This window comes from Kineococcus halophytocola (assembly GCF_041276425.1).
In the GTDB taxonomy this organism is placed as follows: Bacteria; Actinomycetota; Actinomycetes; order Actinomycetales; family Kineococcaceae; genus Kineococcus; species Kineococcus halophytocola.
Genome location: NZ_JBGFTU010000001.1, coordinates 65,867 through 78,130, shown reverse-complemented (window position 1 = coordinate 78,130; position 12,264 = coordinate 65,867). Strand labels below are relative to the sequence as shown.

9 protein-coding genes and 1 tRNA gene are annotated in these 12,264 nt (G+C 75.5%); 4 read left to right on the top strand and 6 right to left on the bottom strand.

What is annotated here, in order from left to right; translation table 11 throughout:
• Positions 1–48: 48 nt before the first annotated feature.
• From AB2L27_RS00425 to AB2L27_RS00415, 3 genes are all read right to left on the bottom strand, one after another.
• Entirely contained in the window at positions 49–1,440 is a 1,392-nt protein-coding gene (locus AB2L27_RS00425) for a GntP family permease (protein WP_370439481.1), read from the bottom strand.
• Positions 1,441–1,618: 178 nt separating this feature from the next.
• Positions 1,619–3,826 carry a putative bifunctional diguanylate cyclase/phosphodiesterase gene (locus AB2L27_RS00420; protein WP_370439480.1) on the bottom strand — a complete coding sequence of 736 codons (2,208 nt, stop codon included), beginning with the start codon at positions 3,824–3,826 and terminating at the stop codon, positions 1,619–1,621.
• Positions 3,827–3,918: 92 nt separating this feature from the next.
• Positions 3,919–5,607 carry a P-loop domain-containing protein gene (locus AB2L27_RS00415; RefSeq protein ID WP_370439479.1) on the bottom strand — a complete coding sequence of 563 codons (1,689 nt, stop codon included), beginning with the start codon at positions 5,605–5,607 and terminating at the stop codon, positions 3,919–3,921.
• Positions 5,608–5,679: 72 nt separating this feature from the next.
• Between AB2L27_RS00415 and AB2L27_RS00410 the strand changes: the two genes are divergently transcribed.
• Positions 5,680–7,302, top strand: a complete 1,623-nt coding sequence (locus AB2L27_RS00410) for a tetratricopeptide repeat-containing diguanylate cyclase (RefSeq protein WP_370439478.1) — start codon at positions 5,680–5,682, stop codon at positions 7,300–7,302.
• Here AB2L27_RS00410 and AB2L27_RS00405 read toward each other — a convergent pair.
• Positions 7,289–8,119 carry an SDR family oxidoreductase gene (locus AB2L27_RS00405; RefSeq protein WP_370439477.1) on the bottom strand — a complete coding sequence of 277 codons (831 nt, stop codon included), beginning with the start codon at positions 8,117–8,119 and terminating at the stop codon, positions 7,289–7,291. The genes AB2L27_RS00410 and AB2L27_RS00405 overlap by 14 nt on opposite strands.
• Before the next feature lie 169 nt (positions 8,120–8,288).
• Here AB2L27_RS00405 and AB2L27_RS00400 point away from each other — a divergent pair, with 169 nt between their 5' ends.
• A complete protein-coding gene (locus tag AB2L27_RS00400; protein WP_370439476.1) occupies positions 8,289–9,596 on the top strand; it encodes a hypothetical protein in 1,308 nt (435 codons plus the stop codon).
• 103 nt (positions 9,597–9,699) lie between these two features.
• Here AB2L27_RS00400 and AB2L27_RS00395 read toward each other — a convergent pair whose 3' ends face one another.
• Complete coding sequence (locus AB2L27_RS00395) at positions 9,700–10,137, bottom strand: PPOX class F420-dependent oxidoreductase (RefSeq protein ID WP_370439726.1); 438 nt, start codon at positions 10,135–10,137, stop codon at positions 9,700–9,702.
• Between the two features lie 686 nt (positions 10,138–10,823).
• Positions 10,824–10,907: transfer RNA gene (locus AB2L27_RS00390), tRNA-Leu, on the bottom strand.
• Between the two features lie 144 nt (positions 10,908–11,051).
• On the opposite strand from AB2L27_RS00390, the gene AB2L27_RS00385 reads away from it, so the two are divergent.
• Positions 11,052–11,756 (top strand): FhaA domain-containing protein, encoded by a 705-nt coding sequence (locus AB2L27_RS00385; protein ID WP_370439475.1) that lies wholly within the window; start codon positions 11,052–11,054, stop codon positions 11,754–11,756.
• A gap of 22 nt (positions 11,757–11,778) precedes the next feature.
• Entirely contained in the window at positions 11,779–12,264 is a 486-nt protein-coding gene (locus AB2L27_RS00380) for an FHA domain-containing protein FhaB/FipA (protein ID WP_370439474.1), read from the top strand.

The following is a 12,264-nucleotide window of genomic DNA, read 5'->3' as shown; positions in this document are numbered from 1 at the left end:
CTGACGGGTCCTGGTGGGTCCTGGTGGGGGTGGGTGGTGCGGGCGGGGTCAGAACGCGGCGCCGACCGCGAACACGAGCAGCGCGGCCGCGAACCCCAGGACGGACTCGATGGCCTGCTGCACCGTCCAGGTCCGCAGCGTCGTCTTCACGTCCATGCCCATGAGGCGGCCCACGAGCCAGAAGCCGGAGTCGTTGACGTGGCCGGCGAACACCGACCCGGCGGCGGTGGCGAGCACGACGGCGGCCAGCTGCACCGGGTTCAGGTCGGCCGCGGCGACGGCCGGGGAGACCAGGCCCGCGGCCGTGACGAGGGCGACCGTCGCCGACCCCTGGGCCAGCCGCAGGATCGCGGCGATGAGCCAGGCGGCGACGATGACGGGCAGGCCGAGGTCGCCCAGCGTCGTCGACAGGGCGTCGCCGATGCCGGAGGTGCGCAGGACCCCGCCGAACATGCCGCCGGCGCCGGTGATGAGCACGACCGAGCAGATCGGGCCGAGGGCGCTCTCCAGCGTCTTCTCCAGCGCCGAACCCCGCACGCCGCGGGCCCGGCCCAGGACGAGGGCGGCGACGAGGACGCTGATGAGCAGCGCGACGGAGCTGGTGCCGATGAACACGAGCACCTGCACGACCGGGTTCGCGGCGTCGACGACGTCGAAGGTGCCGAGCGTGGTGAACAGCGTGTTCATGAGGATCAGCACGAGCGGCACGGCGAGGATCGCCATGACCGTCCCGGCCTTCGGCGGGTTCTGCGCCTGCACGTCGTCGTCCTCGCCGCCGAACAGGGACAGCACCGGCAACGGGTTGCGGGCGTTGGCGACCCTGGCCCACAGGTAGCCCGAGACGTACCAGAGCGGGAACGCCACGACGAGGCCGGCGAGCAGGACGACGCCGATGTTCGCCCCGAGCAGGTCGGTGGCCGAGACGGGGCCGGGGTGCGGGGGCAGGAACACGTGCATGACGGAGAACGCGGCCGCGGCGCTGATGCCGTACAGCAGCAGCGAGCGCCCGCCCATGCGGCGCGCGACCGCGAAGACGATGGGCAGCATGACGATGAGGCCCGCGTCGAAGAAGATGGGGAAACCCACGATGAGCGAGGCGACGCCGAGCGCGAACGGCGCCCGCTTCTCGCCGAACACGTCGATCATCTTGTCGGCCAGCACGCGGGCGCCGCCGGAGGACTCCACGAGGCGGCCGAGCATGGCCCCGAGCCCGACGAGCAGCGCGACGGTGCCCAGGGTGGTGCCGAAACCGCTGATGAGCGTGGGGGCGATCTGGTCGGTCGGGATGCCCGTGGCGATCGCGGTGAGGGCCGAGACGATGATGAGGGTCAGGAACGCGTGCAGCTTGACGACGATGACGAGCAGCAGGATGAGGGCGATCGCGCCCGCGGCGATGCCCAGGAGCGGGCCGGCTCCGAGCGTCTGGGTCCAGGTGTCCATCGGTGTCCTCCGGGGTGGACGGGGGCCGCGCCACCGGTGGAGGACCGCCGGGGCGTTGGTGCGGTGCGCCGGTGCACCGGGTCGACCGTCTCCGGCGCCTGACCCCGGCAGCGTGTCACGAAACCCCGTCCTGCCCCACTCGCCACGGCGGCGGGGTCCTCCCCGGTGCCGGGGACGGTCAGTGCTCGCCGGTCTCCGCGCCCACGACCTCGGCGGTGCGGGCCGGGCACGGCAGGGCAGCCAGCCAGCGGGTGAAGTCGCCCGGCGCCAGCGGCCGGGCGTGCAGGTACCCCTGCGACTCGTCGACGTCGAACCCCCGCAGCACGGCGCGGGTCGCCTCGTCCTCCACGCCCTCGGCGACGACGCGCAGACCCAGCCGGTGCGCGAGGGCGACGGTGGCCTCGACGATGTCCGCCGTGCGCGGTTCGCCCAGCACCCGGACCGTGAAGGCGCGGTCGAGCTTGAGCTCGGTGGCGGGCAGGTCGGTCAGGTAGGCCAGCGAGGAGTACCCCGTCCCGTAGTCGTCGATGCTGAGCTGCACCCCCCGCCGGGTCAGGGCGTGGGTGACGGCCAGGGCCAGGTCCGGGTCGGCCATGAGCGTGGTCTCGGTGACCTCCAGGACGAGGCGCCCCGGGGCCAGCCCGCTGTGGGCCAGCGCCTCGTCGACGAGCGGCAGCAGGTCAGGGTGCGTCAGGCAGCTCGCCGAGACGTTGACCGAGATCCGCAGCGGGACCCCGTCGTGGCGCCAGGACGCCGCCTCGACGGCGGCGCGGCGCAGGACGTGGTCGGTGAGCAGCTGCATGAGGCCCAGTTCCTCCACGAGCGGCAGGAACACCAGCGGCGGCAGCAGACCGCGCACCGGGTGCTGCCAGCGCACCAGGGCCTCGACGCCGACGACGCGACCGCTGACGAGGTCGACCTGCGGCTGGTAGTGCAGGACGACCTCGCGGGCCATGCGGCCGTGGCCCGCGCGCAGCAGGCGGCGCACCTCGTCGGCCAGGCCGGCGCGTTCGCGGTGGCGGGCGTCCACCTCGGAGTCGTAGACGCTGACCCCACCGCCGGCGGTCTTGGCCGAGTACATGGCCGTGTCGGCCTGGCGCAGCAGGCGGTCGGGGTCCAGGGCCCCGGCCGGGCCGGACCGGACCCCCACCGACACCCCGATCTGCGCGTCCTCGGCGACGGCCGCGTGCACGGCCCGGCCGATGCCGGCGGCCTGGCCCTCGTCGCGACCGGGCAGCAGCACGGCGAACTCGTCACCGCCGATGCGCGTCAGCACGGCGTCGGCGGGCACGGCGCGCCGGGCGGCGGCCACCACGCGGCGCAGCAGGTCGTCACCGGCGTGGTGGCCGTCGCGGTCGTTGACCTCCTTGAACCGGTCGACGTCCAGCAGCAGCAGCGCGCCCGGGCGCCCGTCGGCGACGAGGCGGTCGAGCTCGCGCAGGAGCGCGCGCCGGTTGCCGATCCCGGTGAGCTCGTCGGTCAGGGCCTGCCTGCGGGAGTCGGCCAGGTGCTTCAGCTCCAGGACGAGGTGCACCATCCGCACGCCGACCCCGAGGAGGGCGGCGCCGGCGTAGCAGGACGCCGTCCACCCCTCGCGGTGGTCGTCCAGCCCGAGCGCGGCCACCGCCAGGACCAGGACCACGACCGCCCCCACCGCGGGGGCCTGGCTCGTCGCCGGGACCGGGACGGTGCGGGCGGGCAGGACGGAGGCCAGCGCGACGAGGAGGGCCGCGACGGTCCAGCCGGTCTGGGCGTGCAGGCGGCCGGACGGGTCCTCGCGCAGGTTCAGGGTGAGCGCGATGAGCCCGGTGAGGGTCAGCAGGACGAGCCACATCCGCGGGTCCCGGGACAGCCCGCCGATCCCAGCCACGGTGGTGGCCGTCCCGAGCAGGATGACCAGGGAGGACACGACGAGCGCCCACAGCTGCTGCTGCCAGGAGGGCCAGTCGGCGGGCAGGAACCCCAGCCACCGCTGCGCCACGAGCGTGGCGGCGGTGAGCCCGGCGACGGCGCTGACCCCGTTGAGCCAGTCCCCGGGGTCGGAGACGTAGGTGCGGAACCGGTTCCACCGCACCAGGGCGGCGTAGACGAGCGGGGTCGCCACCACGATCGAGGACCCCGGCAGCACACCCCCGGTCAGGCCGAGACCGGCCAGGACCGCCGGTCCCAGGGCGATGACGGCCAGGGCGGCGGCCCACCACCGCCAGATCCCCCCCTCGCGCCGGCCGGCCAGGACCAGGACCAGGACGGCGGCGAGCTGGGCGAGGAGCAGGAGCAGGCGGGCGTGGGCCACCGGCACCCCGCTCAGGGCGGCGGCCGCGGTGGTCCCAGCCGCGACCACGAGCACGGCGGCGCGGGCGCGCGGCGGGCTCGGACGGGGGATCACCCGTCAGACATCGGCGGGGCCCCGCCGGGACTGGCTGCGCCATTCGGGTCGCAGGGGTCAGGCACCGACCCGGCGCGGGCCTGGTGCGGGCCTCAGCGCAGGCGCAGCACCCGCAGGGACCGCAGCCGGTTCAGGGCCGCCGCGACCTCGTGCCGGCGGGGCACCGCGACGTCCGCGGCCGCCCCGCCGGTCCACCCCCCGGTCGGGCCGGCGAGGTCGGCCTCGAGCCGGTCCAGGACCTCCGCCAGCGTGCGCCGCCCGTCGAGGTGCCCGGCCGCCACGGCGTGGTCGAGCGCGAGACCGGCCCCCGTCACCTGGGCGGGGTCGGTGAACTGCCGGACGGCGCGCACGTCGACGTCGTCCTCGCCCAGCCGCAGGGTGTCGGTCCCGACGGCGGACACCCGCCGGCGCCCGCGGGCGGTGGCGTCCACACCGGCGGGGTCGGGGACGCGGGCCCGGACGGCCGGGAAGGTGCCGGCCTCGGCGACCCGGCCCGTGGGGCGGCGGGCGACCTCCCGGGCCCGGTCGGTGACGTCGTGGCAGCGGTAGGACTCCAGCAGCAGCACGCGGTCGGCCACGTCGAGGTAGTCGCCGCTGGAGCCGACGACGAGGACGGTGGACACGGCGTGGTCGTCGGCGAGGGAGCGGACGAGGTCGACGAACGGGTTCAGCGGTTCGGACGACTTCGCGACCAGTTCCTGCATCCGCGCGTCGCGGACCATGAGGTTCGTCGCGGTCGTGTCCTCGTCGAGCAGCAGCACGCGCGCCCCGGCCTCCAGCGCCTCGACGGTGGCGGCGGCCTGGGACGTCGACCCCGAGGCGTCGGCCGTGGTGAAGTCCCGCGGGTCGGCCCCGCCGGGCAGCCCGCTGACGAAGGCGCCCACGTCCACCCGCGTCACCGCGCGGCCGTCCTCGGCGCGGACGGCGACGGCCCCGGGGTCGGTGACCACGAGGTCGCGGCCGTCACCGGGCACGTGGTCGTCCACCCCGGCCTCCAGCGCGCGCAGCAGCGTCGACTTGCCGTGGAAACCCCCGCCGACGAGCACCGTCACCCCCGTCGGCACCCCCATCCCGCTCGTCCGGCCCCGGTGCGGCAGGTCGACCTCGACCCGCAGCGACGGCGGGGAGTCGAAGGGCACCGCGCCCGCCAGGGGGCGGTCGTCGACCCCGCTGGCCCGCGGCAGGACCGCGCCGTCGGCGACGAAGGCGACCAGCCCCAGCCCCGGCAGCAGCGAGCGCAGGTGGGCGGCGTCCTCGACGGCGTCGCAGAAGGCCCGCGCCTGCTCCAGGTCGACGCCCAGGACGTGCTCGGTGACGAGCGCGGGCAGCGTCCCGGCGAGGTCGGCGGCGGCCCGGTGCCCGTCGATGCGGCGGCGCGGTCCCGGCAGCGCGTAGGCCGGGCGCAGCACGACGGACCCGTCGGCGGACACCTCGCAACTGCTGCGCTGCACCACCTCCTGCCCCCCGGCGTCGATGCGGAACGGCCCGGCCGCCGAGCGGGCCGAGCGGGCCAGGAACCCCGCCAGCGCCCGGCGGCGGACCGCGGTGGTGAGGGCGAGGGCGGCGAACGGGGTGCGCGGGCACCGCACCTCCCAGCGCGAGGGCGGTGCGAAGGGGTCGGCCTGCCCGTGCCGCAGGCTCGCCGTCGTCCCACCGCCCAGGGGCCAGGGACGCCCGGTCAGGGACCGGTAGCGGGCGTAGGGTGCGCCGTCGAGGCGTTCCAGGGTGGCGGCGAGCGTGCCGGCGGGGGTGTCGGCGGGGGTGTCGCGGGGTCCGGGCACCGGGGCACCCTACGCAGCACCCGTCCGGGTGTCGTGCGTCAAGACCGGGGGCCGGGGGCCGATGCTCAGGAGGTGACGACGGCGGTGGTGGACGAGGGCGTGGACAGCGCTGTCCTGCTGCTCCGCTCCGAGCGGGCCCGCACCCGCGGGGACTACCGCGAGGGCCGTCGCCTGGCCGAGCAGGTCGTCGTGGCCGCCACGGCCGCCGGTGACGACCGCGCGCTCGCGCAGGCGCTGCGCCTGGTCTGCCACCAGGCCGCGCGGCTGGGGGACCTGGAGGACGCCGCGCGCGCGGGCGCGGAGGCGTTCACCGTCGCCGACCGCCTCCGGGACGTGCCCGGCCAGGTCGAGGCCCTGAACCTGCTGGCGTTCTCCTACCTGCAGCTGGCGCTGTTCGAGGAGGCGCTCGGCGCGATCGAGCGCAGCACCGCCCGGGTCGTCACCCTCCCCGACGCCGACCTGCGCTCGGCCACCTTCAACCGCGCCGGGACGATCCGCTGCGCCATGGGCGACTTCGACGAGGCCGGGGAGCTGTTCGACCGGGCCGGCGCCGAGCTCGCCGGGCAGGACGTCTCGGACGAGACCCGGTTCTGCCTGCTGACGAACACCGCCGACCTCGTCCTGAACCGGGCCTACGCCGGGGTCGACGTGCCCGCGGCCGACCTGCGCCACGGGGTGGAGGTGTCGGGGCAGGCGTTCCGGCTGGCCGAGGAGGCGGGCAACCCCTACCGGCAGGCGATCACGCTGCTCAACCGCGGTGCGCTCACCACCTACCTCGACGACCCGGAACCCGCGGCGCGCGACCTGCAGGCCTGCCGGGACCTGTCCCGCACCCACGGCTACCGGGGCCTGGAACTCAGCGTCCTGGAGGCCCGCGCCATGGACGCGCTGCGGCGCAAGGACTTCGAAGCCGCCACCGGGTTGTTCACCGACGTGGTGCGGATGGCGGAGGCGGTGGAGGACGCGACCATCCTCGTCCGGGCGCAGGAACTGCTCGCCCGCTGCCACGAGGAGACCGGCGACTTCCGCAGCGCCCTGGCCGCCTACCGGCGGTTCCACGAGCTGCAGACCCGGCAGCAGACCCAGACCGCCCAGGTCCGGGCCCGGTTGCTGACGCAGACCGTGGAGCTGCAGCGGCTGCGCTCGCACGCCGAGACGCTGGACCGGCAGGCGCACGAGGACCCGCTGACCGGGTTGCGCAACCGCCGTTCCTTCGACGCCGCCCTGCCCGACCTGCTGGCCGGGGCCGGGGAGGGCGACCGCGTCTGCGTCTGCCTCCTGGACATCGACCACTTCAAGGTCGTCAACGACACGTTCGGGCACGGCGTGGGCGACGAGGTGCTGCGCCGGTTCGGGACGCTGCTGCGCCAGGACGTGCGCGACCAGGACCTCCTCGCCCGCATCGGCGGCGAGGAGTTCGCCCTGGTGTGCGTGCTGCGCGGTCCCTCCCGGACCGGCGACGGCCTCGAGGGGGTGCAGCGGCGGCTGGACCGGTTGCGGCACGAGGTCGAGCAGGCCGACTGGGGGCAGGTGGCCGACGGCCTGCGGGTGACCGTCTCGCTCGGTGCCGTCGTCGGCGCCCGCCCGGACCCAGGCGCCGGCGGGGACCTGCTGTGCCAGGCCGACCGGCTCCTGTACGCCGCCAAGGCGGCGGGCCGCAACCGCGTCGTGGTGGGCCCGGTCAGCCCCCGGTGAGGACGTCCTCCAGGCTGCGGGCCTCGTGCCCGGTCACGGTCCGGACCGCGTCGCTGACCGCGTCGAGCTCGCCCGCGGCGACGGCCGTGTAGGTGCTGACCCACCCGTCGAGCATCCACCGCGGCGCCCCGGAGTCCGCGCGGGAGGCGTAGGCCTCCTCGACGGTCTCCTCGACGTAGTCCACGGGGATCCCGCGGACGCGGGCGATCGTCGCGGCGATCTCGGCGAAGGACAGCGCCTGCGGGCCCGTGAGGTCGTAGCTGCGGCCCCCGTGCGCCTCGTCCAGGACGGCGGCCAGGGCGACCTCGGCGACGTCGGCGCGGGCCACCGCCGAGACCCGGCCGGTGCCCGCCGGCCCGCGCAGGGCGCCGTCGGTGACGAACTCGGGCATGACGTCGAGGTAGAAGTTGTCGCGCAGGAACGTCGTGGTGAACCGCGCGGCGCTCAGCAGGTCCTCCGTCGCGGCGTGGTCGCGGGCGAACGTGAAGGTGCTCCCCGGGGAGGCGCCCAGGAACGAGGTGTAGACCACCCGCTGCACCCCGGCCGCCGCGGCGGCCTCGACCACCGACCGGTGCTGCTTCATCCGGTCGGCGTCCTCGGCCCCGGAGACGAACAGCAGGACGTCCGCCCCGTCGAAGGCGTGCCGCAGCGCCTCACCGTCGGCGTAGGTCGCCACCCGCACGTCGGCGCCCTCGAGGTCGGGGGCGCGGTTGGGGTCGCGGACGACGAGGCGCTGCTGGGCACCGGCGGCCGCGAGCCCGCGGGCCACCCGGCCCCCGATCTGGCCGGTGGCACCGGTGACGGCGATGAGTCCCATGAGCCCCACCCTGCCACCGGATCCCGCCCGGCGCGGGACGTGGCCCTCCCCCGGTCGGACCCACCACGTCCGCCCCGCCGCCCGGCACCGGGCCCCGGGCTCGTCCTGACGAGACGTCGATGACCTCCGCTACTTTTGCTCACAGAGCTTCTGCCAGGAGGGTGGACCGGTGAGCGAGCAGATCGAACTGATCGGCGACGGCGACGGCCTGGCCGTCATCGGCGATGCCGCCGCCGTCGACCGCTTCCTCACGTCGGCCGGCGTCCCGTCCAGGGCCCTGCGGCTGGACCAGAAGCTCGGGCCGGCCGTGAACGCGGGTTCCGGTCTCGCCCGGGCCGGGTCGCAGATCGCCGGGAACTCCGGTCGCTGGGTGAAGCTCACCGAGGAGTCCGCCAGGGCGCTCAAGCTCGGCGGGGCGATGAAGGGTTCCTCGGGCGGCGTGAGCCGGGCGGTCGCCACGACGAAGAACGGCAAGATCACGAAGATCCTGGAGTTCACCGGCCCCGGCTCAGCCGGCGCGCTGCTCACCAACCCTGCGGTGCTCGCCGGCGCTGCGGGCATCATGGCGCAGCTCGCCCTCCAGCAGGCCATGGACGAGGTCACCGAGTACCTCGAGGTGATCGACGAGAAGGTCGACGACGTCCTCCGCGCCCAGAAGGACGCGGCCGTCGCCGAGATGATCGGCGTGGGCGTGGTCATCGACGACGCCCTGCTCAAGCGCGAGCACGTCGGGCGGGTGTCCGAGGTGACGTGGTCGACCCTGCACGGTGCGGCGCAGTCGATCGCCACGACCCAGGCCTACGCCCTGCGCCAGCTCGACGCCCTGGCCGAGAAGGTGGGTGAGAAGTCCCGGATCGGGAAGCTCGACAGGCTCACCGGTACCGCTGAGGCGACCGTCGCGGAGTGGCTGGCCGTCCTGGCGCGGTGCTTCCAGCTGCTCGACGGTCTGGCCGTGCTCGAACTCGACCGCGTCCTGGACTCCACACCGGACGACGTCGAGAGCCACCGCGCTGCGATCCGGGCCGCCCGCGCCAAGCGGCGCGACCTCATCGCGCGCAGCACATCACGCCTCCTCTCCCGCATGGAGGCTGCCGCGGTGGGCGCCAACCAGCAGGCGCTCCTCCACCCGCTCAAGGTCGGCCGCGTCGTGCGCTCCGGGAACGAGGTGGCCGGTGACGTGCTCGACTTCCACGAGACGCTCGGGATCACCGGTAGCCGCAGGACCGTCGAGGCGAAGCCCTGGCGCGAGGCCGTCGGGGAGGCCCGCGACGGTGCCGTGGGGATCACCGGGCGCAGCGCGAAGGCCGTGGGCCGGTTGGGTGCGAAGACCTTCGACGGCGCCAGGGCGGGGACCGGGAACGTCGTCGAGGCCGCCGCCGACCGCCTGCCGTGGCGTCGAGGCGCGCGGGGTCGGTGGGGGGTACCCGAGGACGACACGACGACGCGGCACGAACCCGGTGAACGTCCCACGGAGTGATCCCCGGGGAGGCGGCGACCGGGCTCCGGGCGCGGACACGACCCGGCGTTCACGCAGGCCCCCGTTCGGAGAGCACGACGCCACCACCCCGGCCGACGGGTCCTCACCCGGGCACCTGCCCGTAGACGTGCCCGACCGGCAGCCGCACCACCTGCCGGCGGTCCCGCACCATCGTGCGGCGGTAGTCGTCCCAGTCCGGGTGCTCGCCCGCGAGCGCCCGGTAGAGGTCGACGAGTTCGGCGACGGTCTCGTCGTCCTCGCGGGCGGCGACGGCGGACAGGTCCGCCTCGCCCTCGACGACGGCCCAGCTCCAGAAGTCCGCGCTGGTGACGTGCAGGCTGGCCCGCCGGTCGCGCTGGAGGTTCCTCGCCTTGGCGCGGTCGGCGGTGACCGAGACCCGCACGAGCCGGCGCTCGGGGTCGTAGTGGTGGGTGACGTTGGACAGCTGGGGCCGGCCGTCGCGCTTGAGCGTCACCAGGACGCCGTTGCGGGTCGAGCCGACGAGGTCCAGGAGCGCGTTCCGCGTGCTGACGTCTGCCACGTCTGCTGCAAGGCCGGGCGAGGGCGGCTTCTTCCTCGGCTGCTCCCGCGCCCGGGTCAGTCCCGCCGGGTCCCGCCCTCGGCCAGGACCCGCCCCGAGGCGTCCAGGGCCCGCCAGGTCGCCTCCTGCGCGCGCCGCGACGTCCTCGGTGACGACGGGCGCGGCCCAGCCGTAGTGGTCGACGACGTTCTCCCCCGGCCGGTGGCCCACCGGGGAGCCGGCCAGCGTGGCCGCGACGTCGGCGGCGGGCACGGGGACGCTCCCGGAGGACGCGCCGCTGCTGTCGTCCCGGAGGGAGCAGCCGGTGCAGAGGAAGACGCGGTCACCGCCGTCCTCGCGGTAGCCGACCGCGGACGCGACGTCGGTGGCCGCCGAGAAGACGAGGCGCAGCGCGTCGGTCTGCTCCGCCGGCAGCCGGTGCGTCCCGTCGTCGGCGAGGGACCTGCCCTCCCCCATCCGGGCGCACCCCTCCCCGTCGCGGGCCTGCTCCTCGGCGTCGGCGGTCGAGGGGCGCAGCCGGGGAGCGTCCGGGTCGTCGGGCACCGCGACGGAGGCCGGGGCGGCACCGGGGACCGTCCGCTCCGGCGTCCCGTCCCCCGTCCCGCGCCGTCCCGCCACCCTCGCAGACGGGAGCGGCGCCGGGAACGACGAAGGCCCCGGTCTGCTGACCGGGGCCCCGCCACACGTGCGCGAGGGGGGAGTTGAACCCCCACGCCCTTTCGGGCACACGGACCTGAACCGTGCGCGTCTGCCTATTCCGCCACTCGCGCGTGCTGAGAGCAACCGTACCAGCCCCGGGAGGGCCCTCACGCCACCTCCACCTGCCCGCACCGCCGCTCCACGGGCACGGAGGGGGTCCCCGGCTAGGATTGCCGGGCCGGACGACTGGACGCGATCGTGGAGGGAGGCCCACCGTGGGAGTGCTCGACCGCTTCGAGCGCGGGGTCGAACGTGCCGTCAACGGTGTGTTCGCGCGGGCCTTCCGCAGCGAGGTGCAGCCGGTGGAGGTCGCCAGCGCCCTGCGCCGCGAGCTGGACGACCGCGCGGCCGTGCTGTCGCGGGGCCGGACCCTCGTCCCGAACAGCTTCATCGTCGAGCTCGGCAGCGCCGACCACGAGAAGATCGCGTCCTGGCAGGACACCCTCGCCGACGAGCTCGTCGCGGCCGTCACCCAGCACGCCGAGAAGCAGCGGTACAGCTTCGTCGGGCCGGTGCGGGTCGGTTTCCACGAGTCCGACGACCTGGAGACGGGGGTCTTCCGCGTGCTGTCCTCCACCGTCAAGGGCCGGGTGGCCCCGGCGACCCCGCGCACCAGCCAGGCCGGCCGGCCCCGGCTGGAGGTCGACGGCCGCGGGTACGTCCTGGCCGAGGCCGTGACCGTCCTGGGGCGCGGGTCCGACGCCGACGTCGTCCTGGACGACCCGGGCGTCTCGCGGCGGCACGCCGAGATCCGCGTCGCCCCCGGCGGGGCCCGCGTGTCCGACCTCAGCTCCACCAACGGCACGTTCGTCGACGGCGAGCGCGTCTCCTCCCTGGACCTGTGGGACGGGGCCGTGATCACCGTGGGGCGCAGCAAGCTGGTGTTCCACGCCGCGCGGCGGGACGAGGGCTGGACGTGACGGGCGAGCCGGGGACGCGCCCGTGAGCGAACTGACCCTCACCGTCCTGCGGTTGGGGCTGCTCGTCGTGCTCTGGCTGTTCGTCCTGGCCATCGTCGGCGTCCTGCGCGCGGACCTGCTGGGCACGCGGGTGACGGCCCGCCGCACCGACCGCGCCAAGGCCGCGCCGCGCCGCGACCCCGCCGCCGCCCCGCCCGAACCGGCCCGGGCCCGGCGGGCCACGCTCGTGGTCACCGAGGGTTCGCTGCGCGGCACCACGCTCACGCTGGGTCAGAGCTCCATGCTCATCGGCCGCGGCAGCGACTGCACGCTCGTCCTGGACGACGAGTACGCCTCCACCAAGCACGTCCGCATCACCCCCAACGCCGCCGGTGACGGCTGGACGGTCGAGGACCTGCAGTCCACCAACGGCTCGTTCCTCGGCCGCGACCGCCTGACCGCCCCCGCCCCCTTCGAGCCCGGCACGCCGTTGCGCATCGGCAAGACCGTGCTCGAGCTCCGGAGGTAG